The organism is Haloarcula sp. CGMCC 1.6347, assembly GCF_037078395.1.
GTDB classification, from domain to species: Archaea; Halobacteriota; Halobacteria; order Halobacteriales; family Haloarculaceae; genus Haloarcula; species Haloarcula amylolytica.
Window position 1 is genome coordinate 482545 of sequence record NZ_JAYMGX010000001.1, and the last position, 23993, is coordinate 506537.

28 protein-coding genes are annotated in these 23993 nt (G+C 64.2%); 13 read left to right on the plus strand and 15 right to left on the minus strand.

The window, feature by feature from the left end; all coding sequences use genetic code 11:
• Positions 1-168: 168 nt before the first annotated feature.
• Complete coding sequence (locus VI340_RS02570; protein ID WP_008310598.1) at positions 169-1140, minus strand: molybdopterin-binding protein; 972 nt, start codon at positions 1138-1140, stop codon at positions 169-171.
• 112 nt (positions 1141-1252) lie between these two features.
• Between VI340_RS02570 and VI340_RS02575 the strand changes: the two genes are divergently transcribed.
• The 3 genes from VI340_RS02575 to VI340_RS02585 all read left to right on the plus strand — a co-directional run bounded on the left by VI340_RS02575 (position 1253) and on the right by VI340_RS02585 (position 3648).
• The gene (locus tag VI340_RS02575; RefSeq protein ID WP_023843142.1) at positions 1253-1417 is read left to right on the plus strand and encodes a hypothetical protein; all 165 of its coding nucleotides are present in this window, start codon (positions 1253-1255) and stop codon (positions 1415-1417) included.
• Positions 1418-1545: 128 nt separating this feature from the next.
• The gene (locus VI340_RS02580; RefSeq protein ID WP_008310596.1) at positions 1546-1866 is read left to right on the plus strand and encodes a hypothetical protein; all 321 of its coding nucleotides are present in this window, start codon (positions 1546-1548) and stop codon (positions 1864-1866) included.
• Between the two features lie 42 nt (positions 1867-1908).
• Positions 1909-3648 carry a histidine kinase N-terminal 7TM domain-containing protein gene (locus VI340_RS02585; protein WP_049942954.1) on the plus strand — a complete coding sequence of 580 codons (1740 nt, stop codon included), beginning with the start codon at positions 1909-1911 and terminating at the stop codon, positions 3646-3648.
• 10 nt (positions 3649-3658) lie between these two features.
• On the opposite strand, the gene VI340_RS02590 is transcribed toward VI340_RS02585, so the two are convergent.
• The 3 genes from VI340_RS02590 to VI340_RS02600 form a co-directional block, all read right to left on the minus strand.
• Positions 3659-4357, minus strand: coding sequence for an SDR family NAD(P)-dependent oxidoreductase (locus VI340_RS02590; RefSeq protein WP_336357724.1), 699 nt, complete (start codon positions 4355-4357; stop codon positions 3659-3661).
• Between the two features lie 91 nt (positions 4358-4448).
• Positions 4449-5012, minus strand: coding sequence for an NUDIX hydrolase (locus VI340_RS02595; protein WP_008310591.1), 564 nt, complete (start codon positions 5010-5012; stop codon positions 4449-4451).
• A gap of 47 nt (positions 5013-5059) precedes the next feature.
• On the minus strand, positions 5060-5695 hold the full coding sequence (locus VI340_RS02600) for a helix-turn-helix domain-containing protein (protein WP_008310589.1): 636 nt from the start codon (positions 5693-5695) through the stop codon (positions 5060-5062).
• 193 nt (positions 5696-5888) lie between these two features.
• Here VI340_RS02600 and VI340_RS02605 point away from each other — a divergent pair, with 193 nt between their 5' ends.
• From VI340_RS02605 to VI340_RS02620, 4 genes are all read left to right on the plus strand, one after another.
• Positions 5889-6302, plus strand: a complete 414-nt coding sequence (locus VI340_RS02605) for an SRPBCC family protein (protein ID WP_008310587.1) — start codon at positions 5889-5891, stop codon at positions 6300-6302.
• 112 nt (positions 6303-6414) lie between these two features.
• Positions 6415-6720, plus strand: coding sequence for a CGCGG family putative rSAM-modified RiPP protein (locus VI340_RS02610; RefSeq protein ID WP_008310586.1), 306 nt, complete (start codon positions 6415-6417; stop codon positions 6718-6720).
• Positions 6721-7794, plus strand: coding sequence for a radical SAM protein (locus VI340_RS02615; protein ID WP_336329850.1), 1074 nt, complete (start codon positions 6721-6723; stop codon positions 7792-7794).
• 65 nt (positions 7795-7859) lie between these two features.
• Positions 7860-8507, plus strand: a complete 648-nt coding sequence (locus tag VI340_RS02620) for a helix-turn-helix domain-containing protein (RefSeq protein WP_008310582.1) — start codon at positions 7860-7862, stop codon at positions 8505-8507.
• 18 nt (positions 8508-8525) lie between these two features.
• On the opposite strand, the gene VI340_RS02625 is transcribed toward VI340_RS02620, so the two are convergent.
• The 5 genes from VI340_RS02625 to VI340_RS02645 all read right to left on the minus strand — a co-directional run bounded on the left by VI340_RS02625 (position 8526) and on the right by VI340_RS02645 (position 11980).
• Positions 8526-9686 (minus strand): hypothetical protein, encoded by a 1161-nt coding sequence (locus VI340_RS02625; RefSeq protein WP_336357725.1) that lies wholly within the window; start codon positions 9684-9686, stop codon positions 8526-8528.
• Between the two features lies 1 nt (position 9687).
• On the minus strand, positions 9688-9921 hold the full coding sequence (locus VI340_RS02630) for a DUF2249 domain-containing protein (RefSeq protein WP_008310578.1): 234 nt from the start codon (positions 9919-9921) through the stop codon (positions 9688-9690).
• A 127-nt stretch (positions 9922-10048) separates the two neighbouring features.
• On the minus strand, positions 10049-10345 hold the full coding sequence (locus VI340_RS02635) for a hypothetical protein (RefSeq protein ID WP_008310576.1): 297 nt from the start codon (positions 10343-10345) through the stop codon (positions 10049-10051).
• Positions 10346-10373: 28 nt separating this feature from the next.
• Positions 10374-10652 (minus strand): ArsR/SmtB family transcription factor, encoded by a 279-nt coding sequence (locus VI340_RS02640; RefSeq protein WP_336357726.1) that lies wholly within the window; start codon positions 10650-10652, stop codon positions 10374-10376.
• Between the two features lie 206 nt (positions 10653-10858).
• On the minus strand, positions 10859-11980 hold the full coding sequence (locus VI340_RS02645) for a pyridoxal phosphate-dependent aminotransferase (RefSeq protein WP_008310574.1): 1122 nt from the start codon (positions 11978-11980) through the stop codon (positions 10859-10861).
• A 467-nt stretch (positions 11981-12447) separates the two neighbouring features.
• Here VI340_RS02645 and VI340_RS02650 point away from each other — a divergent pair, with 467 nt between their 5' ends.
• Positions 12448-14064: a S8 family serine peptidase gene (locus VI340_RS02650; protein WP_336329848.1), complete on the plus strand. Its 1617-nt coding sequence runs from the start codon at positions 12448-12450 to the stop codon at positions 14062-14064.
• A gap of 212 nt (positions 14065-14276) precedes the next feature.
• On the opposite strand, the gene VI340_RS02655 is transcribed toward VI340_RS02650, so the two are convergent.
• The 3 genes from VI340_RS02655 to VI340_RS02665 all read right to left on the minus strand — a co-directional run bounded on the left by VI340_RS02655 (position 14277) and on the right by VI340_RS02665 (position 16846).
• Entirely contained in the window at positions 14277-15440 is a 1164-nt protein-coding gene (locus tag VI340_RS02655; RefSeq protein ID WP_336357727.1) for a thiolase family protein, read from the minus strand.
• A gap of 436 nt (positions 15441-15876) precedes the next feature.
• Positions 15877-16032: a hypothetical protein gene (locus VI340_RS02660; RefSeq protein WP_008310562.1), complete on the minus strand. Its 156-nt coding sequence runs from the start codon at positions 16030-16032 to the stop codon at positions 15877-15879.
• Between the two features lie 46 nt (positions 16033-16078).
• Entirely contained in the window at positions 16079-16846 is a 768-nt protein-coding gene (locus VI340_RS02665; RefSeq protein WP_008310559.1) for a DUF7839 domain-containing protein, read from the minus strand.
• Positions 16847-16927: 81 nt separating this feature from the next.
• On the opposite strand from VI340_RS02665, the gene VI340_RS02670 reads away from it, so the two are divergent.
• Together VI340_RS02670 and VI340_RS02675 are read left to right on the plus strand one after the other, a co-directional pair.
• Positions 16928-17665, plus strand: a complete 738-nt coding sequence (locus VI340_RS02670; RefSeq protein WP_008310558.1) for a metallophosphoesterase — start codon at positions 16928-16930, stop codon at positions 17663-17665.
• Positions 17666-17702: 37 nt separating this feature from the next.
• Positions 17703-17858: a hypothetical protein gene (locus tag VI340_RS02675; protein WP_008310556.1), complete on the plus strand. Its 156-nt coding sequence runs from the start codon at positions 17703-17705 to the stop codon at positions 17856-17858.
• Positions 17859-17896: 38 nt separating this feature from the next.
• On the opposite strand, the gene VI340_RS02680 is transcribed toward VI340_RS02675, so the two are convergent.
• Positions 17897-19150, minus strand: coding sequence for an NAD(P)/FAD-dependent oxidoreductase (locus tag VI340_RS02680; RefSeq protein WP_336357728.1), 1254 nt, complete (start codon positions 19148-19150; stop codon positions 17897-17899).
• Positions 19151-19233: 83 nt separating this feature from the next.
• Between VI340_RS02680 and VI340_RS02685 the strand changes: the two genes are divergently transcribed.
• Together VI340_RS02685 and VI340_RS02690 are read left to right on the plus strand one after the other, a co-directional pair.
• Positions 19234-20406 carry a threonine synthase gene (locus VI340_RS02685; RefSeq protein ID WP_008310553.1) on the plus strand — a complete coding sequence of 391 codons (1173 nt, stop codon included), beginning with the start codon at positions 19234-19236 and terminating at the stop codon, positions 20404-20406.
• 80 nt (positions 20407-20486) lie between these two features.
• Positions 20487-21500, plus strand: a complete 1014-nt coding sequence (locus tag VI340_RS02690) for an alcohol dehydrogenase catalytic domain-containing protein (protein WP_008310551.1) — start codon at positions 20487-20489, stop codon at positions 21498-21500.
• Between the two features lie 95 nt (positions 21501-21595).
• Here the strand turns inward: VI340_RS02690 and VI340_RS02695 are convergent, their stop codons facing one another.
• Positions 21596-22015, minus strand: coding sequence for a universal stress protein (locus VI340_RS02695; protein WP_336357729.1), 420 nt, complete (start codon positions 22013-22015; stop codon positions 21596-21598).
• A gap of 321 nt (positions 22016-22336) precedes the next feature.
• On the opposite strand from VI340_RS02695, the gene VI340_RS02700 reads away from it, so the two are divergent.
• Positions 22337-23227, plus strand: coding sequence for a universal stress protein (locus tag VI340_RS02700; protein WP_336357730.1), 891 nt, complete (start codon positions 22337-22339; stop codon positions 23225-23227).
• A gap of 106 nt (positions 23228-23333) precedes the next feature.
• Here VI340_RS02700 and VI340_RS02705 read toward each other — a convergent pair whose 3' ends face one another.
• Positions 23334-23957: a J domain-containing protein gene (locus VI340_RS02705; RefSeq protein ID WP_008310546.1), complete on the minus strand. Its 624-nt coding sequence runs from the start codon at positions 23955-23957 to the stop codon at positions 23334-23336.
• Positions 23958-23993: the final 36 nt, after the last annotated feature.

Here is a 23993-nt window from a genome sequence, read left to right on the forward strand (position 1 = left end):
GCCGCGGTTAACGACGTTTCACCGCGATTGAAACGTTTAAACGGCAGATATTCGGGAGAACAGCCGGTTGGGATTGGGGAAAATCGGCGACCCGAGACGAATCGGCAAATATCACGTTAAGCCGGCTAAACGGACACAAGACTGATACCGCGAGTCCGCCGAGTCGGCTCAGGACAGTTCAGCGACGAGGGCCGGGGCTTCCGCCGCGATGATCTCGTCGATAGCGACACGGGCCGCCGCTGGGTCCGCGGGCAGGCAGAACACCGGCGTCTCTCCAGCGATCCCGGCAGTCGCACGGACGGCGATGACACCGGTTCCCTGCTGTTCGAAGAGGAGGCTCCGGTACACTTCCTCGAACCCCGGCAGGGCCTTTTCGAACAGTGGGTGGACTGCTTCGAGCGTCTGCGCCGACGGGGCGACGCCGAGGCCCCCCGCGGTGACGACGATCTCCACGTCGTCGCGCCCGACTAGTCTGTCGACGGCACCCTGAATGCCGTCGTAGTCCCCTCGCAGGCGCTCGCGGGCGGTGACCGTCTGTCCGGTCGCTTCGAGTGCTGTCTCTACCGCCTCGCCTGTCGGGTCGCTCTCCTCTGTTGCCGTTCCGACCGTGACGACGGCGGCGGCCACCTGCCGCTCCTGGGCCGCGTCGTCCTGGGATACTGTCTGCGCTGGTGGTTCATCCGCTGTCGGCGGCGTCTCAGCCTGCGATGTGTTTTCCGCTGGGTCGCCTGCCTGTGTCTCAGAAAGGGGGTCTTCGTGGGGTCCCTCGTCGGGTCGCTCGGTCGCCCCGCCGGTCCCTTCAGCGTCCTGTGTTTCGGCCGCTGGATGGCTGCTTTGCTCTACCGCCTCGTCGATTCGTTCTACGACGGCGCTGTCGGCTTCAGGCTCCGACGTGGAACCGTCACCGTCCTCCGTTTTGTCGTCCACCGCCGAAGTCTCTGTTCCGTCACCCCCACTTGCTGCTGTGTCGTCGCTTCCCGGCGCTGTGTCCGCTGCATCGGTTGGCTCTGAAGTGGTGGCCTCGGAGTCAGTATCGACCGCCGCGGATTCCTCGTCGTCCCCCGTCTCGCCCTCGTCTGTCTCGTCGTCTTCCCCGTCAGTCGGACCCCGGCGTGTGTCACGGGACTGGAAATCCACTATACTACTCCATCGGTCGCGGTGGATAAATACCCTGACGACCGTTTGCGGGACTGTAATGTATATAATATCTGAAAACGATAGGCTTAAAATATAGCCATATGAAACAAAATGTATGGCTGGGAGCTACCACGTCGTCTGCCATGAGTGTGCGTTCGAGGGACTGTACGAAGACTCGTCGGTTGCGGAGGGCCAGCGGGACGCACACGCTTCATCCAGCGGCCATCGGATGAGCCTGCGTGACATCTCGAGCCAGGAAGCACCTGGTCTGTCGCAGTAGCGGGACCGTTAGCGTTTTGCGCTCGCTTGCCTGATGCCGAGACATGCAGCCACGTTGTTTCGTCGGTATTCCTGGGGGTGGTCCCATCGTAACGCACCGTTCGAGCGGACGCGACGGGGTGTGTGCCGATGGCTGACGACGAGTCTGGCTACGTCCACCGTCCCGACACGGAGCCACAGTCCGCAGACGCCCCATCTGCGGACAGTGAGACGGGTATGGAAGCCACCGACGGTCCCGAGTTCGGGACGAGCGGCTGGATTCTGGTCGGGATGATCGGCGTGGCGTTCCTGCTCGTCCCCGGCGCAATCTTGCTCTTGCCGTCCGCACAGGGCGTTATCAGCAGTTTCGGGCTCACGCTCCGGGACGCATATCTCACACTCCCGCTCGTTCCGGCGTTCGTACTTGGTGCCCTCGCCGTGTGGTCCGCGGTTCGTTCGCAGTCGAAGTGACCGAGAATAGTTATATCAGGGACGCCATTACTACGCTACTGAATGGTCCTGTCGCCGCTTACTGTCGTTTTATTGTCTGGTGTCGTCGGTATGGGCGTCGCCTTTCTGGTGTGGCTCCACCGGGACCGGCCGGGTGCGGGACCGCTGGCAGTGTTCGTCGTTGCGGCGAGCCTCTGGGCCGTGACGTACGGTATCGAGCTCGCTGTGCCGGGGCTGTCTACCATGGAGCGACTCGTCCAGGTACAGTTGACGCTCTCAGTAATCATCCCTGTCGCGTGGCTCGTGACGATTATCGAGTACACGGGACACCCACACTGGCTCACGCAACGCCGAACAGCGCTGTTGCTCGTCGAACCCGCGGTGTTCGTCACACTTGTCTGGTCGAATCACGCTCACAGACTCATCTGGTCCGGTCATGGGACACAATCCGTCTCCGCATCGTCGGTAGCGCTCGCTCCCGCGTACGAAGTCCTGTACTGGGGGCACATGTCCTACATACTACTGTTGATCCTCGCCGGCGGTGTCCTCCTGTTGCGGATGCTGTTCCGGTCGAACCAGGTGTTTCAGGGCCAGGGGATCGCACTGTTGCTCGCCATCGCCGTCCCGACGGTCGTCCAGTCGCTGTTCGTGCTCGGTGCGCTACCGACTCCGTTCAACCCGACGAGTCTCGGGTACGTCGCCTCGGGGGCGGTCCTCTCAGTCGCCATCCTCCGCGGGCAACTGCTCGACGTGGCACCAGTGACCCGGGAACTGGGCCGGGAAGCGATCTTCACCGAAATGGACGATATGGTTATCATCGTCGACGACGAGCGCCGCATCGTCGATATCAACGCGACAGCCACGGTGCTGTTCGACGGCGACCAGAACACGCAGCTGGGCCGTTCGCTACCGCATACAGTACCGGCACTCGCCGAGACGGTCCCCGGCCCCGGTGAGCGAACGCAGACTGAGACGACCCTCGAACACGAGGGCAGCGTCCGGTACTACGACGTGCGCGTGATACCGCTGTACCGCGCGTACGGCGTTGTCTCGGGCCACCTCATCAGCCTCCGAGATATCACGGAGCGGCGACAACGGGAACAGCGACTGGACGTACTCAACCGCTTGCTCCGTCACGATATCCGGAACGAGATGAACGTCGTCAAAGGGAACGCGGACCTGCTCCGGGACACGGCCGACGCCGACGAACGCGAGCGACTCGACCGTATTATCAGCACAGTCGACGACATCGTCGACCGCAGTAACAAGATCGGCCGAGTCACCGAGGCCCTGGAGACCGAACAGCACAGCCCGACAGCGCTTCAGACGCTGCTGGAATCGGTCGTGAGCGATGCTCGGGATCGCCGCCCCGACGTGGCGATCACGCTCACCTGCGAGGATGATCTCTGGATACAGGGCGGTCCGTCGATCCTCATCGCACTAGAGGAACTGGTCGAGAACGCCGTCGAACATCAGGCGACCGATGGGGGTCCTGTCGAAGTCGAGATTACGGCGACGCGGACCGACGGAACACCGGGCGTCCGTGTGGCCGTTCACGACAACGGTCCCGGTATCACCGACCACGAGCGCGAGGTCATCCGCTCGGGAACCGAAACGCCGCTCAAACACGGCTCCGGCGTCGGGCTCTGGCTCGTCAACTGGATCGTCCGAAACCTCGGCGGCCGGATGTCGTTCCCCGATACGGCCGAGCCGGGAACGACTGTGGAACTGCAACTGCCGGCGGCTGAGCCCGCCCACGCGACAGACGAGCCAGCGACGGCCCGAAGCGAGAACGCTGACTGATCGCGGCTGTCTACCACTCGATTTCGGCCCTATCGCGCCAGAACCGCCCGCTCGGTGCCTCTGGTCGGAAGCGAGCGAGCCACACCGGCGTCTCGGCCCCCTCCTCGGGCGTCCGTGGAGCGCTCCCCTCGGTCATGTCCGTCTGGACGTAGCCCGGACAGACCGAGTTGGCGATGAGGCCGTCGGCCGCGTACTCGCCGTCGAGGTACTTCGTCAGCCCGTTGACGCCGGTTTTCGAGATGCGGTAGGCCGGCGTGCCGCCCGACTGGCTCTCGGTGATGGCTCCCAGCCCGGAGGACATGGTGACGACGCGGCCGCCACCGTCAGCCAGCAACAGCGGGAGCGCGTACTTCGTCATGAGGACCGCCCCCCGGAGGTTCGTCTCGAGGGTGTGGTCGATTACGTCGGTCGGCATCTCGTCGAGCGGCTCTCGTGAGTCCATCACGCCGGCGTTGTTGACCAGCACGTCGAGCCGTCCCTGCTCACGCTCGATGCGGTCGACCGCGGCGACCATCCCGTCGTCGTCGGTCACGTCGAGTTCGATGGCATGGCGGTCCGTAGCCGCGATGTCGCCGGTATCGCGAGCGCCGGCGTACACTGTCGCGTCGAGGTCGACCAGTCCGTCGGTGATTGCCTTCCCGATGCCCCGCGTGGCTCCGGTGACGAGTACGACCTGGCCGTCGAGAGAGTCGTACAGCGGAACGTCCATACCCGGGGTTGGGTGGCCGGGCCGAAAAGGAAACGGGTCGGGGCGGCGTCACTGCGATGCCTGCCGCCCGCGCTGATGCTGACCGTCGGCGTTACCGTTCCTCGTCCCGGCGCATCGCGATCTCGAACCAGGGACAGAGGCGGAGCTGGCGGTAGTACTCGGGGTGTTCACGCAGTCGCTCGTAGGGAACCCACATGAGGCCGTCGACCTCCTCGGGGTTCGGTTCCAGCGAGGTGTCGTGGAGCGTGGCCTGCAGGACCGCACAGACTTCCCATTCGAGGCCAGCGTTCTCGTAGTAGCGCTTGTACTCGAACCGGTCGGTCACGCGGAGGTTCTGGTACTGCGAGGGGTCGATGCCCAGTTCCTCTTCGAGTCGCTCCTCGGTGGCTTCGACCTGTGTCTGGCCCTCGACTGGGTGGGAGGCGACGGTGCCGTCCCAGTGGGTGTCCCAGAGGCGTTTGTTCGCCGCGCGCTGGGCGAGCAGAATCCGGTCGTTCTCGTCGAACAGCAGGGCAGTGAACGCGCGGTGGCGAACCCCCTCGCCGGTGTGGGCGTCGAGCCGATTGACCAGCCCCTCCTCGTTGTCGTCGGCGTCCACCGCGATGACCTCCTGTCGGGCGTTTTCGTGCGTCTCGTCGACCGCGTCGGAACTCATATGTCGTACCTCTCACAGAGGCGCGTATTACGCGCTTCGACTTCCCCTCACCGCGCGGGGAGGTCCGAGACGAACTGTTTCAGGATCTGCTCCTCCGCGCGGTGGAGGGTTTCACTGCAGGTCGACTTCGCGATACCGACGCGGTCCGCCAGTTCCGTTAGCGAGCACTCCCGCGGCGTGTCGTAATAGCCCGCGTCGATGGCCTCCTGTACCAGTTCCAGTTGGCTCTCGGTGAGCACCTGCTCGGTTTCGAGGTGTTGCTGGATGCGGTCGACGCTGAAGGAGATACCGAACTCCTCCAGTTGCTCGCCGAGTTCGGAGAGTCGCTCCTGTGGCGCTGATATCTCCCAGACGGCCTCGCCGTTGGACAGGGTGAACGGCATCTCAAGCGGGACGCCCGAGCCCTGGACTGGGAAGAGCAGGAGCGGCATCGACGTCTCGAACTGAATCAGCGCGCTGTCGTCCCGGTGTGAAAGTATCTCAAGGGTCGTGACCGACTCCCGGTTCTCGATATCACGGAGAACCGCTGGGAGGTCGTCTGATGTGATCTCCGCTAGCCCGACACCGGAGTCCTCGCCGGGGAGCGCAGACAGGATGCGAAACGTCGCGTCGTCGTACGCTCGCGAGATGTCGCCGATCCAGATCTCATCCGGAATCGTGAGCGTGAGTTCAGCGTGTGGCATTGGTGTATCCGAATATATTCGCCCGACCCCCGCGTCCGTAATCCCGAACATGTTCGTACAGTTGCGATAGGAATAAGAAACTTGGGGAGTGGTGTCACACACTATCAACACGAGATCAGGTCGCGCAAAACCAGAACGCCGAACATCTCCGGGTATGGCGAACGCTTATTCCGCCGGCCGCTGGCCGTCTGGTATGGAGCGCGTCTCGCTGACTCGGACGGTCCCAGCCGACCCAGAGACAGTCACCGACCTGATAACTGACGTGGAGCCGTTTATGCTTGCGGCAGGGTTCGACGAGGTGACACTCGACGGGGACAACCTCGGCATCACGAATCGCGTCGGACTCTTCGAAATCGAACTGGACCTCGAAATCGTCGAAACTGACGCAGTGTTGCGGTACGAGCAGCGGCAGGGAATCTTCGAGTCGATGATGACAGAATACACGGTCGAGGCCGTCGACGGCGGGACCGAAGTCACGGCGACGACGGAGTACAGCGCGCTCGACCTCCCGGTGCTCGGCGAGATGATCGATTCGACCGTTATCTCGCGACAGCGCAAGAAGGAACTGAACAAGCAGTTCGACTGGCTGGTCGAACAGGTCTCGTAGTACTACGTGTGATAAAGCCGCTCAGACGAATTATTCTCTGCAATCCGTTGTGTATAACAACCCGAACATCTTCGGGAGAGGACCGAGGGATACCCACGGATTACCAGTACATATGAGCCATTCCCACGAGGACGTGCCTCCGGTTACAACCGAGGTTCACGACAACTCTTGGTCGGCGAACCTGGAGACGCCCGCACACGCCGAAGACCCCGACGTGGTCGTCGAACAGGCCATCGACGCCGTCGAGATGACGACGGCTGGGAACCACGTCAATCTGGTGAGCCACGCCGACCACGGCCATCCGGAAACCTACCTGTTCGACGCGCTGGCGGAGGCGTTCGGCGAGACCATCTCAGTGGAGTACGTCCAGCAGTGTGGCTGTGGGGGCCACGTCACCCGCGTCCACCGGGAGGCATAGATGCGCGGGAAACTCGATCTCGACCAGCAGCCGCTCGTGCTGATCTGGGAGGTGACCCAGGCCTGCGAACTGGCGTGCAAGCACTGCCGTGCTGATGCCCAGCCACGCCGTCACCCCGACGAGCTATCGACGGCGGAGGGGAAGGCGCTGCTGGACCAGGCCCGCGACTTCGGCGACGGCCAGTTGGTCGTCCTCTCGGGCGGGGACCCGCTTGCCCGCGAGGACCTCCCGGAACTCGTCGACTACGGCACCGAGCAGGGCCTCCGGATGACGCTGACGCCCAGCGGGACGAACTCGATCACGCAGGACCGACTGGCCGAACTCGACGACGCCGGACTCCGGCGGCTGGCCCTGTCCATCGACGGCGGCGACAGCGAATCTCACGATACCTTCCGGGGCGAATCCGGGAGCTTCGAGGCGACGATGGCGGCGGCCGAGGCGGCCCGTGACCTCGATATCCCGCTGCAGATAAACACCACCGTCTGCGCGGAGACGGTCGAACAGCTACCGGTGATCCGGGACCTCGTCGCGGACCTCGATGCGGTGCTGTGGTCGGTGTTCTTCCTCGTTCCGGTCGGCCGCGGGCGGGTGCTGACGCCGATCGATCCCGAGCGAGCGGAGCGCGTGCTGTCGTGGCTCCACGAGGTCAGCGAGGAGGCATCGTTCGGCCTCAAGACGACCGAAGCGCCCCATTACCGGCGCGTCGCGATCCAGAACCAGGACGAGGGCGCGGGCGGGCTCAAACGCCGGATGGGTATACGCGCCGGCAAAGGGTTCGCCTTCGTGAGCCACACCGGCGAGGTGTTCCCCTCCGGGTTCCTGCCGAAATCGGCAGGTAGCGTTCGGGAGGAGAGCGTCGTGGACATCTACCGGGAGTCGTCGCTGTTCCGGCAACTCAGGGACGACGACGCGTTGACGGGCAAATGCGGGGCCTGTCGATACAGAACGGTCTGTGGCGGCAGTCGGTCGCGAGCGTACGCGACGACGGGGGACCCGCTGGCGGCGGACCCCCTCTGTGACTATCAGCCGGATGGGTTCGAGGGGTCGGTTCCCGACCAGCACCCGGCAGATTGAGGGGGTTTTTCACTCCGTGGGAACGCGCCTCGCCCGTTTTGTAATGTGGTGTCACAGTAACTCATATGAGCGACTCCGGCATTAGAGTGGAGCTGTCGGTCGACACCCCTGGGGCCTGTCCGGTGGCGAGCGTCTCGGACGAGGCGGGCGCGGCCGTGACCGACGTCGCCCGAAGCAGCCCAGATGCAGACGGGCAAGTCATCGAAGAGTTCACCGCGACGGGCACTGACGAAGGGGCAATCGAGGCCCGGGAGGACATGGACAAAGTGTTCGCGACGGGCAACGGCTCCCGCTACCAGTTCTCACGGTCGCGAACTGAGTGCGTCTGCGAGGCGGTCGAAACATACGACTGTCCGGTCGCTGATATCCGTGCCGAGGGCGGACAGCTCCACCTGACCTTCCACGCTCCCGATGTCGACCGGGTGCGCGCTATCGTGACACGGCTGAAGGAACTGTACGACGGCGTCTCGCTCCGGTCGATGCGTCGGAACGGCGACGTTGACCCGGTGGACTCGATCCTCGTCGACCGAAGTAAACTCACCGACCGGCAACAGGAGGTACTCGAAACCGCCGTCGAGATGGGCTACTTCGAGTATCCGAAAGGGGCCAACGCCGGTGACGTGGCGTCGGAACTGGACATCTCCGTCTCGACGTTCGCTGAACACCTCGCCGCCGCCCAGACGAAGCTGCTCGACAGCATCATCGCGGAGTAGGCCCACAGCGCGTCGCTACTACTGCCATCGGCGAGCGAACGCCGCTAACAGGAGATACGTATAGAGAAGTGCACCGAGAACCCCGGTCGCCGTCCCGACAGACGTCATCCGGCCGAACTGGCCGACGAGTCCGATTAGCTGGATGCCGAGTCCGCCGCCGAGCAGTCCAATCGACAGCAGCGCCGTCCGGTCGTTCGCACCGGGCCAGACGCCGACCGCCGGCGGGTAGAACTGGAACGCCGCACCGACCACGGTGAGTCCGAGAAAGCCCGCCAGCATCGCCCGATAGTGTGCGCTCACCAGCGCCGGGCTCCGCCCGGTTACGGCGAGAGTCAGCCCGAACCCGATACCGACGACACCGGCCACAACTGCCACCAGCACCGCGTAGAACCCGACGCGGCGGCGCTCCGACCGCAGGAAGAGAACGATATACGACAGCGCAAAGCCCACGACCGCGGTCGCCTCCACGACGCCACCGATGAGGAGGAGTCTACGGTCGAACAGACCGAAGCCCAGCAGCGCGGGACCGACAGCGCCGGCAACGATGACAACCGTAACGACCGGTCGCGGCGCTTCAGCGACCAGAAACCGGGGAAACAGACGGAAGCCGACACCGAAGACGAACAACGCTGCCGTCCCCGCAGCGAGCAAGTGCGACAGTTGCTGGGGGAGCGTCGACCCGAAGCCGGCAGCGGTCGTGAGCGTGCCACCTGCGGCAAGTGCGAGGTAGCCGAGTGCTATCGGGACCGCGACGTTGGCGGTTCGGTCGACCGGCTTCCGATGGGCGTTCGGACCGCCGGTCCCCGTCGCCGCGCCGGTGACGTTGCCGCGAATCGTCCACCCCAGCGTGCTGAGAAAGACAGCGACGCCGCCTGCCCAGAGCATGGTTCCGACGGGCTGGAGCCACGGTGGACCGAGCGGCGCGAGCGCTAGCCCTGTTGTGCCGAGGACCGACAGCGGGAACTGCACGGCCGGCCCCCGATCCCACGCGAGGTCCCGGTCGAAGTACGACGGTACGAGCGCGTAGGCCTTCCCGAACAGGACGTGCAGGACGAACCCGTAGAGGCCGAGCGTGACGACGACGCGGCGGGGCGCGGCGACCGCCATTGCGGCGTGGAAGCCGACGAAAAACAGCGCGCTGGCGGTGACGAACCACCGCGAGACGCGCTCGGGACGCATCTCACTCCGGTCGGATCGTGACGTGCCACTCCTCGTCGGCGACCTGTTCCGTGTCGTACTGGTATCCTTTTCTCGTGAGGACGTCGTACAGCGGCACCGGCTCGAAACTGTTCACCAACCGGAGCGCCTCGCTCTCGCCCACGGAGTCGAGGGCGTTCATGATCTGTTCGAACGGTTCTCCGTCGACGTCCCGAACGTCGAGTTCCTGTACCGACTCCTGGTGATCTGTGCTCATACGTTCGACGACGGTCCCCGCCAGTCAGGCGCTTGTCCCGAACGTATTCGGCTCCATGGCAGGACAGTACCCCGTGGTACGAGCCCGAACGGATCGCCAATACCACTGCGTTACTCCCGGTATCGCGCTACCGCAGCGTGGTGTAGCTCAGTCCGGCAATCGCGACGAACTGCAGCGAGCGCAGGACCAGCACGGCCTGCTGGACGTGTGGGTCGCCGGCGTAGAAGCTCTGCATCGAGAAGAAGAAGTAGACGGCGATGGCGTTCTCGGCGAGCATCGCGACGGCGAAAGCGATGAGGCCGGCGACGAGCCCCGTCCGGAACGTCGCGTAGTTACGGACCCAGACGCCAAGCAGCGGGAGCAACAGCAGGACGTTGAGCCCCGCGAGCGCCGCCGCGGCGGTGATGAGCGGTCCCATCGCCATCAGCGACACCTCTCTATATCTGTCCCCGTCATTCGTCCATCTTCTCCACGATCTCTTCGAAGGTGTCGCGGTAGTTGTCGAACTGATCCGTTAGGAAGTAGAGTTTGGCGTACTCCTCGTCGCCGGATTCGACCACGTCGTGGTCCTCTAGCTGTTCCATGTGGTGCCTGACCGTCTTGTAGCCCACGTCGAGTTCGTCGGCGAGTTCGTTGGCGTTCATCGGTCGGTCCGAGAGAGCGTCGATGATGCGCGCCCGGTTGGCGCCGCCGCGCGTCGCCGTCAGCAGATACCAGAGCGCTTTCTCCATCCCACTGTCCTCCCGGGAACTGTGTCTGCCCGTCCTATAGTCCTGTCTCTCCCCGTCGAACAGCGCGCTGGACTCGGATGCATGTGCCACGATGGGATACGAGGGTCAAGACAGGCGGCAAATAAAGCGTTTCTTCGCACTCTCTTCCGAGACTGTTCCAATTTCGGGATAACTGTCCGGCGCGGTTCCGGCTTCCCCGTGAGCGCTCAGCGAACCGCCGCCGTCGCGTCGGCCATGATGTCGATGGCCTCCTTTAGCGTCGCCATGTCCGTCGCGTAGGAGATTCGGGCGTAGCCCGCGCCGTGCTCGCCGAAGGCGTCGCCGGGGACGACGACGACCCCGCGGTCGATGACCTCGTCCACCCAGCCCTCGGGGACCTTCGGCATCGCGTAGAACGCGCCCTTGGGCGTCGGACAGTCGAGCCCCATCTCGTCGAGACCGTCCAGCAGCACGTCCCGGCGCTCCTGGAAAGCCTCGCGCATCTCCGACACCTGGTCCTGTGGGCCGGACAGTGCCGCTTCGGCGGCGTACTGGGCCGGGGCCGACGCACAGGCCTGGGCGTACTGGTGGACCCGCAGCATCCGCTCGATACGGTCGGTCGCGCCGGTGACCCAGCCCAGCCGCCAGCCGGTCATCGAGTACGCCTTCGAGCAGGCGTTGACGACGACGACGTTGCCCGTGTCGGTGAACTCCGCCGGCGAGCGGTGCTCGCCCTCGAACACCTGGTGTTCGTACACCTCGTCGGAGATACACAGCACGTCGTGCTCGTCGGCGATGCGGGCGAATTCCCGCATATCCTCGGGGGACTGGACCGCTCCGGTTGGATTCGCGGGCGAGTTCACGACGAACGCCGCCGTGTTGTCGGTGATGGCCTCCTCGACCGTTTCGGGGGCCATCGTGAGGTCCTCACGCAGCGGGACCGGCCGCGGCGTCCCGCCCGCGAGGTGGGTCAGCGCGTCGTAGGAGACGAACCCCGGGTCCGGGAAGATGACCTCCTGACCCTCATCGACGTGGGCTTCCAGTGCGATGTGCAGCGCCTCGCTCCCGCCCGACGTGGCGATGATGTCTCCGGGGTCGACATCGAGGTCGTTGTCCCGTTTGTGCTTGGCGGCGATTGCTTCCCGGAGTTCCTCGGTTCCCTTGTTCGACGTGTAGGCGTCGACTTCCCCTGCCTGAATGGCCTCGACAGCCGCCTGGCGGGCGTGCTCCGGCGTCGGGAAGTCCGGCTGGCCGAGGCCGAGGTTGATGGCGTCCTCGCCCGCCGCCTCGAACACTTCGCGGATGCCAGAGATCGATACCTGCTCTACCCGTCGGGAGAATCCAGTCATATTCTGTTTGGGGGCGGCCGGCCCGATAATTCTTCCTTGTGCTTCGGTAGCATTAGCGGCGTCCGTCTGTTCTGTTGCTATTGCCGACCGGTATAAACTACTATAACGTTCATAACTATTCCTTTATATATCAGAAAACAAAATAAACACGTATTTATAAAGTAGCATATATAATTTTGTTTATTAGACACCGGGTTGCATGAGGAATTATATATTAATTTTATAACCCACCCATATTTATTGGGAGTCGGATGTCCCGACATACCCTGCCGAAACCGTCCAGAAGATCAGTTATCAAGGCACTCGGCTCCGCTGTAACCGTCGCAGCTTTTGGTGGAGAAGTCAGCGCATCACAGGAAGCTGACACAGAAGAATATCTGATTGGTGTATCAAATGATAGGAACGCTTCAGATGTTCATGACAAAATAAAAGAACGGTCTGACCTCGAACAGCTCGATATCATCGACGTGAACGAGTCACTTTCGTATCTTCGCTCAGCAGTCCCGCAGAAATTCAAGGGCGAAATCCTTCCGACAGTCGAAGGAATTGACGGGGTCAAATATACGGAATTCAACCACGTTCGCGAGCCGATCGCCACGGTTCCGAACGATCCGAAGTTCGACAGCCAGTACGCGCCACAGCTGGTCAATGCCCCGAAATCATGGGACATTACGTTCGGAAGCGAAGACGTCACCATCGCCGTCATAGACACCGGTACAGATTACACCCATCCCGACCTCGACGGGCAGTTCGGGAGCCAGAAAGGACGTGACTTCGTCGACAACGACGACGATCCCGCCCCACAATCCGCTCAGCACGGGACACACGTCTCCGGTATCGCTGCCGGCGAAACGAACGACGAAACCGGTATTGCGGGCGTCAGTAACTCTCGGCTCCTGAGTTGCCGTGCACTCGGCCCGAACGGGGGCCGAACCGCCGATATCGCTAACGCCGTCCAGTGGGCGACTGAGCAGGGGGCGGACATTATCAATATGTCTCTCGGTGGCGGCGGCTACAACCAGACAATGAAAAACGCGGTCTCAAACGCGTGGGATCAGGGTGTTCTCCTCATCTGTGCAGCCGGGAATCATAAGGACAGTGATCCACCAAGCCAGCAGGACGTGTCGTACCCAGCGGCCTACGAAGAATGCGTCGCCGTTGGTGCCGTCGATAGCAACAAGAGTCCGACCGAGTTCTCGAACTACGGCGAGAAGGTCGACATTGCGGCACCGGGCAATGACATACTCTCATCCGTTCCGGGGGGAGACTACGCGCAGTTCCCCGGGACGTCGATGGCGAGTCCTGCTGTCGCCGGCGTCGCTGCGCTCGGGCTCGACAGACATGATTGGTCCGTCAGCCAGGCCCGACAGAACCTTCTCGACACCGCCCAGCCACTGGACGCAGACGGCCAGTTCGTCGGTTTCGGCCTCGCGGATGCATACAACTTCGTAACCGCCGGTGGCGGAACCGAAAACGAACCGCCGATCGTGACACTCAAGGACGATTCGCGAACTGTTTCCGTCAACGAGGAGGTTATATTCAACGCCAGCGGTTCCCGTGACCCTGATGGTTCGATAACGAACTATCGCTGGGAGTTTGGCGACGGATCTGACCCCGTCGAGGGAGCGGACGCAACAGAGGTCAGCCACACGTACGCCAATACTGGCGAATACACCGTTACTGTCACTGCGACTGACAACGACGGTGCCGAGGCAACCACGTCAGTCAGCGTCTCCGTCACCGATGAATCGAAAGACCGTCTCACCGAAGAGTTGTCCGGGTCACTCGATGGGATGCTTGACTACGACAAGCAGACGTACTCCCTCAAGACGGAGTCGCCCATGCAGCTGATCCTCAGCCTCGATGGCCCATCTGACGCCGACTTCGACCTCTATGTCTCCTTCGACGGTCGCACGCCCACCCCGAACGACTACGACCGCGCGTCCTATACGCAGGACAGTAGCGAACAGATAATCATCGACGACTTCTCACAGGTCAGCGAGATCGGCATACTCGTGTATGTCTACAGCGGAAGCGGAGACTACACACTCACACTGGAGGAAATCGGAAAAACAGGCTCGTAATTTAATTGCCGTTCTCTCGTTTCGACTGAGTGCGTAGCGCCCCTCTCGCTCTTCCACTTTCAGTTCAGCGGGATTTCACGCTGCTTTGACATCGCAATCGCGCCACCGCCACCGACGCTCACTCGCCTCGCCGCTGGCGGGGCCTACCGGACCACGGACATCGCAATCGCGCCGCCACCGCCGACGCTCACTCGCCTCGCCGCCGGCGGGACCTACCGGACGACAGACATCGCAATCGCGCCGCCACCGCCGACGCTCATCCCCACGATGCCGCGGTGATGGTCTTCCCGCTCCATCGCGTACAGCAGCGTCGTGGTGAGGATGCCGCCGCTGGCCCCGATGGGGTGACCCAGTGCCACCGCGCCCCCCAGCGGGTTGTGCTTCTCGGCGGGGATGTCGAGTTCGTCAGCGACGTACACCATCTGGGCGGCGAAGGCTTCGTTGAGTTCGAAGTGGTCCACGTCGGCGACGGTGAGGTCGTTGCGCTCCAAGAGCTTTGCGACGACGTCCCGAACCGCGATGGAGAATTCCGCCGGGTCGCGATAGGCAACCGCGTAGTCCTCGACGTGAGCCATCGGCCCCAGCCCCTCGCGCTCGACCGTCTCGGCGTCGGCAAGCACCACTGCGCCCGCGCCGTCGGAGAGCTTCGAGGCGTTGCCGGCGGTGATCGTGCCGCCGTCCTCGAAGGCCGGCGGGAGCGCCGCCAGCTGGTCCACTGTCGTGTCCGGCCGCGGTCCCTCGTCCTCCGTTACGAGGCCGTCAGCCGTTTCCACCGGGACGAGTTCCTCGGTGAACTTCCCGGACTGGATGGCCTCGACGGCCCGGTGGTTGCTCCGTCGAGCGTACTCGTCCTGTGCCTCGCGGCTGATGTCGTGCTCGGCGGCGATTTCCTCCGTCAGCGTGCCCATGTGCGCGTCGTAGTGTTTGTCCCACAGCGAGTCCCAGATCATCGCGTCGACGAGTTCGCTGTTTCCGTGCCGGCGGCCGCCGCGCATGTCCGGCACGAGATACGGCGCGTTCGACATCGACTCCATGCCGCCGGCGAGACACACCGACGCCCGACCGGCCTCGATGCGGTCGGCGGCGGTCATGATCGCCCGCAGTCCCGACCCCGAGGCCTCGTTCAGCGTCGTCGCGGCGACATCGTCAGGTAGCGGTGACTCGACGACGACCTGTCTGGCCGGGACCTGGCCGACGCCCGCCTGCACCGCGTTTCCGAGGCCGACCCAGTCGACGCTGTCTTCGTCGACGCCGGTTCGGTCGAGCAGTCCCTCGACGGCTGCAGTACCGAGCTCTGTCGCGCTTCGCTCTGCGAGCCCTCCCAGCAGTTCACCGTGTGCGGTGCGTGCGCCGTCTACCAGAACCACATCCGTCATACGGCCTACATGAACCTGAGCCTACAATACTGTTCGCCCGACGATGGACGGCGTCTTACAGCGGGAGCAAGGCGAAAGCCCACCCCTTCAGGGGAGTGGATGAAGCCGACAACCCGGCAGCTTCGCCTGTAGCCTCACTCAGCCGGAGTTTTATAACCGGTGACACTGTATGCATGACCACACCGAGGCGGATCAGCCGCCCAGATAAACGGATAATATCGGGATTCGGGCCACGCTACGTCCAAAAGAATCCCTTTCGGGCCGCTGGCTGTGGATTCCGACACACGGTAACTCTGAATCCCCATACCGGGGATAGGAGTAACGGCGGCTTGGCCCCGCCAGGAGTCCGGTCATGCCGACCTGGCTACAAACCTGAAACTCCCAACCTAGCGGTGCGGTGCCGCGGGAATCCCGCGCCTTCAGGCGTGGGAGGAGGTCAATCCTCGGTTGCCGTCCGCAGTTCCTCGATAGCCGTCTCCAGTCGCCGGAGCGTCGCATCAGCGTCGGTGTAGCCTTGCTCGTACTCGTCGTATGCGTTGTCGGCTTCGCTCAGAAACGCTTCGACGGCTTCGTGCATCTCGTGGTCGCTCATGGCTGTCCCGACGGTAGCCGACCGGAAAAGTCCCGCTACTTGCTGGTTACTGCGTCACATCGTAGTCGACGCTCGCGTCGCGGAGGGCGTCGGTCACACGACCGACGGTGTCCTGTGTCGCGACGACGACGGCATCGAGTCCCCGAGATGCGGCGTCGGCGGCCACCTCGCCCGCCGCGAAGTGCGTCGTCGGTTCGATGTCGGCATCGCGGAGCGCGACGACGGCCTCGACACCCGCGGCGGTGACGATGGGGGCGTCCGCACAGGCCGCGGCGATGTCGTCGACGTTCTCGACCGGCCCCGACCGGACCGGCGGAACCTGTATCACGCTGACGTGGCCGGGGTCGAGGTCGATGACGCCCTCGAAGCCGGTGACCCCGACGACCTCGCCTTCCGCGGCGCTGGTCGTCGTCACGCCCGTTGCGTCGCCACCGCCGGGGTCGGCGTGCAACAGGCCGTCCGACAGCGAGAGCGTGACCGTCTCGCCCTCAGCCAGGTCCGCCGTGGCAATGGCGGCGTCCTCCTGCACGCTGCCAAGCACGTCGTCGGTGACGTGGTCGGCGAACCGGCGCACGTCGGTGGCGGACTGGAACACCCAGTCGACGCCCTCCTTGGTGACGCGGTAGCGCGACCGCCCTTCCTTCTCGACGAGGCCGTCGTCGACGAGTTCACGGATGTACTCGCTGACGGCCTGGCTCGTCACGCCGACGGCGTCGGCGATTTCGCCCTGACTCACCGCGGGCTGGCGCTCGGCGATCTCCACGAGGACCCGAAACCGCGTCGCGGCCCGCTTGTTCTCCAGGACGTCGACCATACAGAAGTCACGGGAGTCGCAGGTAAAAATACCACCGACACTGTCAGGCCGAGACATTCGGCCGCGGTCCGGCCGCCTGCGATGGGGCCCGTCGCCGTGACCGACAATATAACCGTCACCAGCGCCGACTGGACGGCGATGACAGCCAGTTACGACGACCGGGCGCTCCTGCTCGGGGAGACGCTCGTCGTCGCGGATCTCCACGTCGGCCGGGGTACTGGTGGGAATCTCGAACTGCCGGTCGGGTCCGGTTCGGACATGGTCCAGCGGTTCCAGTCGCTCGTCGAGCGCCACGGCCCCGAGGAGGTCGTCGTCGCCGGCGACCTCCTCCACTCGTTCCAGACCGTTCCTCGGTCGGTCGAGAGCACCGTGGCGGGGCTCAAGAGCGCCTGTCAGGAAGTCGGCGCGCGGTTGGTCGTGACGCCGGGCAACCACGACACGATGCTCGACAGTGTCTGGGACGGCCCGACCGAGACGGAGTACTGGGTCGGCGATACCGTGGTCTGTCACGGTCACGAGGCTCCCGAAGTTGACGCAGAGCGCTACGTCGTCGGGCACGACCACCCGACCATCTCCATCGAGGGCCAGCGCCGGCCCTGCTATCTCGCCGGGAGCGGCCAGTACCGCGGCAGCGACGTGGTGATGCTCCCGTCGTTCAACAGGCTGAACGCCGGCGTCGAGGTCAACGAGATGCGTGCCGGCGACTTCCAGTCTCCACTCGTCACCGACGCCGACCGACTTGAGCCGGTCGTCTGGGACGAGAGCGGGCGGGAGACCCTGTCGTTCCCGCCGCTGGGTGAGTTCCGTCGAATGTTATAACGGTAAATATTTGGCCTGCGACGGTGGACGCTGGAACATGGTTCAGACAGAAATCGCGCTGGGTCTCATCGCGATTACGCTGCTTTCGCTACTGCTGCTGTACTTCGCGACGATAAAGTACGTCTCGGAAGTCCTCGAAGGGGAGGGACACGACCACGAGGGAAACACGAATAGCGGCGGTCCGGCCGCATAGGCCGCCGTTCCCTTCCTGCAGTCGTATCGGCGTTTTCCTTATCGAAGCAGATCAGCGGCGACCTTGCCGCTTTCCAGCGCAGCCTGTATCGACGACCAGCGGGTGTAATCGCCGGCCAAGACGGCGTTCCCGTCCGGCGCTGTCGGGTCCGGAAGCGAGTCCCGATACCCCGGCGGCTGGGCGAACTGCGCGAACGGGACGCGGTCGGTCCGGAGCAGTTCCAGCGCCTCGAAGCTCGCGTTCGGATACCACGACCGAAGCGCATCCCGGACCGCTGCGGCCAGTTCCGCGTCGTCTTCCGCCGGCGTCCCGAGGAACGTGGCGCTGTACAACTCCATGCCGGCGGGGGCGTACTCGCTGGCGACCGCCGACAGCGGCGCGACGGTGTTCGGCCGGTCGTCCGCCGCGTTGAGGATGATGCGCTGTCCGGTCGTCGGTGCGCGATTCGTCGGGAGCGCGAAGTACTGGGTGACACAGCCGACCGGCTCGGTCGGAATGGCGTCGATGTCCGTCAACTCCGCCGCGGTTCGCGGGTCCGTCGCGACGACGGCGCTCTCGGCCGTCACCGTCTCGTTGCCCACTTCGGCAGTGACCTCGCCTTCGTGGGTTTCCAGGTCCGTCACGGCCGCGTCGGTTTCGATGGTCGCGCCCGCTGAGCGTGCGCGGTCGGCGAGCTGTCGCGGCATCGCCTGCATCCCGTCGGCGGGGACGAATATCTCGCCCTCGCTCAGCATCTTGTAGGTGTATTCGAAGATGCTGCTGTCGGTTCCGAGCGAGCGGTCGAGCGTGATGCCGCCGTAGAACGGCGCGGCGAACCGCTCGACGAACCGCTGTGAGAAGCCGTAGTCGGCGAGGTACTCCCGGATTGTCTTTCCGCCCCGGGAGAGCAGTTCGACTGGCTCGACGTTGGCCAGCTCGCGCTGGAGCCGGAACAGCCGGAGCTTGTCGGCCGTGCGAACGTCGGTGTTGAGCAGCGTCTGAGGCGCGGCCGAGGGGTTCCGGAGCGGGTCCGACAGCACCGAACGGTGGTTCGGACTGGCGATGGTCGCGCCCGGTGTGAACGTCCGCGGAGCCAGCGCCTCGATGTCGAGTTCGCGCTTCGCCGCGGGGTAGGCGGTGAACATGACCTGGAACCCGCGGTCGAACGTGTAGCCGTCCTCGTGGGTCGTCCGGACGCGACCGCCAACGTCCGAGCGCTGCTCGAAGACGGTCACGTCTCGGCCCGACGCAGCCAGGTGCCTGGCGGCGACTAGCCCGGAGAGCCCCCCGCCGGCGACGACGACATCTGTCATACTTCCCAGTTCGACCGCCCGGGACAAGAGCGTGCTGAAGCGGGACCGGACCACACTTGGTCGTCCCGTCCACAGAGAGAACCATGGAGACGACTGCGGCGTTTCGCGGCCTCATCTGCACGGCGTGTGGCGCGGAAACCGACAGCACGAGCGACCGCTGTCCCGACTGCGGCGGCGTTCTCGTCGGCGACTACGACGTTCCTGACCTGACGCCCGAAGCGCTGCCCGACACGACGGGACCGGGCCGGTACGAGTCCCTTCGGCCCTTCCCGCAGGACGCGACGGTGACGCTCGGCGAGGGGGCGACGCCGCTGGTCCCGGTTCCGGACCTGGCCGAGGAACTCGGCGTCGACTCGGTGTACGTCAAAGACGAGGGGCGCAATCCCACGGCCTCGCTGGGCGACCGCAGGCTCTCGCTTTCGGTCACCGCCGCCGCGCAGCGCGGGGCTGAGCGCGTCGTGACGCCCTCGACGGGCAACGGCGCACAGGCCAACGCCGCCTACGCGGCCCGCGCGGGCATCGAATCGAAGGGATTCGTCCCCTCGCGCTGCCCGTTCCTCAATAAGGCGATGGTGAACGTCCACGGCGGCGATATGCGCGTCGTCGAGGGCCGGTACGACGACGCCGTCTCGGCGTTCGACGAGGAACTGGCCGAGGAATCCGACGGGTGGGTCCCGGTCGCGCCCGGCCACCCCTTCCGCATCGAGGGAGCCAAATCCGTCGCCTTCGAGACGGCCGACGACCTCGACTGGACGGCCCCAGACGCGGTGGTCCACCCCACCGGCCACGGTGAGACGCTCGTTGGCCTCGAACGTGGGTTCCGGGCGGCTGCCGACAGCGGCCTCACGGACTCAGTCCCACGAATCTACGCCGCACAGCCGGACTCGACGGCCGCCATCGCTGACGCCGCGAGCGCGGGCGACGACGAACCCGCGACCATCGAGCACCCCGACACCATCGTCGGCCCGCTGGAGGTCCCCGACCCCGCTGCTGGCGCGGCGGCACTCGACTCGCTCGACCGCTCGGGCGGCGACGGCGTCGCCGTCCCGGACAAAGACATTCTGGCCGGCGCGGTCGACGGCTGTGAGATGGGGCCGGAAACCGGTGCGACCGGTGGGACAGCCATCGCCGGCGCGCGAGCGTTGGCCAACGATGGGGCCTTCGACGATAACGATGTCGTGGTCCTCGTGAATCCCGTCGCCGGGAGCAAGGAGGCGGACCTGCTGCGCAGCCACCTCATGAGCCAAGGTATCTGAGCAACCGGCCGAAATGCGAGGGTGTTACAACATCCCACGATTCGGTGTTGTTTAGCCCGTCGTGGCACAACACAGGCCCGATGCGCACTGCAGCGTTCCGTGAACTCACTGGGCCGGACGGCGTCTCGATTATTAACCAACCGACCCCCGAACCCGGACGCGGTGAAGCGGTGGTCTCCGTGGAGGCGTGTGCCATCAACCGCCACGACCTCTGGGTTCTCGAGGGGGACTCCGCGATGGTCGACACGGACGACCTGCCGTTCGTCAGCGGCCTTGATGTCGCCGGCACCGTCGATACTGTGGGCGAGGGCGTTACTGCCGTCGAACCCGGGGACCGTGTGGTCCTCTGCCCGAACGAGACCTGCGGGACGTGTCGCTACTGCCGCGAGGGGCCGGAGAACCTCTGTGAGAACTTCTCGCTGTACCACGGCGGCCTCGCCGAGGCGGCCCGCGTGCAGGCCGATCGCCTCGTCAGGCTCCCCGACGGCGTGGAGACGGTCGACGCGGCTGCCCTCCCGACAGCCTACATGACGGCCTTCCATATGCTCCGCCGGATTGAGGCCGGTCCGGGGGATCTGGTGTTCATCCCGGGCGTGACCGGCGGTGTCGGCGTCGCAGGCGTGCAACTCGCGTCCGTTCTCGGTGCTCACAGCGTCGGGACCTCGTCCTCACAGGCGAAACTGAACCGGGTCGAATCGCTCGGCCTGGACTACGCCATCGAGAGCACCGACCCGGACGAGATTCGAGCGGCGGTCACCGACATCGGAACCGTCGACGGCGTGCTCAATCATCTCGGTGGCGAGTACACGCAGCTCGGTCTGGACGTTCTCCGACGCGGCGGCCGGATGGCGGTCTGTGGACGGACGGCCGGTGGCACATCCGAGATCGATATTCCCGACCTGTTCCTCGGTCACAAACGAGTCATCGGGAGTACGATGGGGACGCAGGGCGACCTGGAGCGACTCGTCGGGCTCGTCGCCGACGGCAACCTCACCCCGGAAATCGACGAGACGTACTCGCTGGAGGAGACCGGTGCGGCGTTTGCGGCGATGCAGGACCGCGATGGCGTCGGGAAGTTCGTCGTGACGCCGTAGTCACCCCCGCGACCCGGGACGGTGTTTCTCCGGACCGATTCCGGTGGAAACGGGGCAAATGTGAGGCCGTCAATTCATCCCTCAGTCTCCGTCACTCACCGAGCGACGATGACTGGAACGGGTGAGTTACGGAACACTTTCTGGGCGACGTTCCCGACGACCAGTCGATCGGCCAACGCGCCGCCGTGACTTCCGAGTACGACCGCATCGAAGTCGTCGGCTCTATTCAGAATCGCCCGAGCCGGATGTCCCAGTTGTACCTCGGTGGTGATTTCGACATCGTACTCGGCAGCGATCTCCCGAGCGTCGTCGAATACCGCCTCCGAACGCTCCTCCGCGGCCGCTTCGACGTCTTCCGAAAGAGCCAGTGCCGTGGCCGCTCCCCCCAACGGTGACGGTCCGCCCACGACGTGTAAGACAGTAATCTCCGCCCCAGGGTGGTTCTCAAGGGCGTACTCGAGCGCCCGCTGGGCCATCTCCGAGTCGTCCATCGGAACGAGAATCTGTGAGATCATATCCCGACTACGGTCAGGTGGCTGATAAAACGGTGGTGCGCTTGTCTCATACTGTTGGCTGTAACTATTTCAAGATATTCGCTACCTTGAGGTGGCGAAATTCTTCACAGACTTACAGCCGACGGTATCAGGATAAGCGACGTATTACTACTGTGGTGATCTTCTATCTCGCTACGGCTTTTGTCGGGTACTGTGTCGGTTGAACGAGGCGTGCGAGATGCAGCACGCGTACGCGGCATAAGATGATTCTCGAATGAACGACGCTACTTCGTGGTGAGAATCGAACGTAGTGTTAAATCAATAGCCTGTCAAACTGTGTCCATGAGCCGAACGATCGACTCGATTCTCGTGCCGACCGACGGCAGTGACGGCGCGCGGATCGGTGCCCGGCGAGGTATCGATCTCGCTGCCACAATCGGTGCCGACCTCCACGTACTGTCAGCGGTTGACTCCCGTGACATCGAACCGGATCTGAATTCTGACGGGCAGACTGACCGGGAGCGTCTCCTCGAAGCGGAGGCAGAACGAGCGGTAGATTCCATCGCCAGACTCGCCCGGGCACATCTCTCTGGGCAAATCACGACCGCTGTCGAGTCGGGCATCCCGTTTCAGGTGATCAACGACTACGTCGATACCCACGACATTGATCTCATCGTTATGGGGACACAGGGGCGGACAGGGTTCGAACGGGTTGTCCTCGGGAGTGTCGCAGAAAAGACGCTCCGGACCGCAGATGTCCCGATTGTCACGGTAACGCCGGACGGGGACATCGTCGAAATCGGCGACCAGCGGTACGACAACGTTCTGCTCCCGACTGACGGCAGCGAGGGCGCAGAACTCGCGATCGAGTGGGGAATCACGCTAGCTGAGGTGTTTGACGCGACGATACACACGATGTATTCCGTCGATACGAGTCGCTTCGGCGGCGTTGAGGGGGCAGCCGAGATTCACGACGCGCTTGAGCAGACCGGCCAGGAGGCACTCGAGACGGTCCATGAGCGTGCCAGGGATGCAGGCGTCAGTGTCGCGGGTAATATCGCAAGCGGCCCGGCTGCACGCACTATCCTCTCCTACAGCGAGGAACACGATATCGACCTCATCGCGATGGGAACACACGGTCGATCCGGCCTCACGCGATATCTGACCGGAAGCGTCACTGAGACCGTTGTCCGTAATGCGGCTGTACCGGTCTGTTGTGTCCCGATGCAGTGACACGCTTGTCGGGTAGCACCCTCCGGTCAGTCATCGCCTGGCGATACCCTGGATTATCGACCGATTCTCGGGTGAACAACGCGTTCGAGAACCGCTGTCTGATATCCTACGATGCCCGCTGTCTCGACGCGCCGGACGCGTGCTGTTTCGCAGTCGTGTACGCCTCTCTGACGCGCTTGAACTCGTCCTCGTTGCCGCCGTGATCCGGGTGGACCTCCTTGACGCGCTCACGGTAGGCCGATTTCACGTCGTCCAGTGATGCATTCTGTGTCAGTCCCAGTTCGCTGAACGCCTGCACTGTCGGGTGTGGTTCCTCCTCCGGGTCCGGGCCGAGGTTGACTTCAGGTGTCTCGAAGGGAAGGCGTGCGCCGAGATAGACCCCCGGCATCTCGTGTTCGACCAGTACGGGAACGGTCGGCGACCGCTCGATGCGGTAGTACGCCCGGGCGTCGAACGTGATCGCCACGTCCCGTTTCGGCAGGTAGAAGGCGACGTGTTGCCCCTCGACGAAGTGGTTCTCGGCGAACTGCTCGTCGATGGCGGTGAGGTACTCCCGCAGCTCCGCGCGGCGTCGCATCTCTCCGCCGTCGGTCGCCTGTCGGTTCGGCCGCTCGGCCGGAAACACACGATTGGCGAGGACGAACAGCCCGGCGACGACGAGGGTTCCGGCGACACCGAGGACGAGCCCGAGGAGCAGCCACTCCGGTAGGACGCCCGGTTCTGTCTGCACGCCCCTCCGTTAGGCTCCAGTGGTAAAGAAATTCCC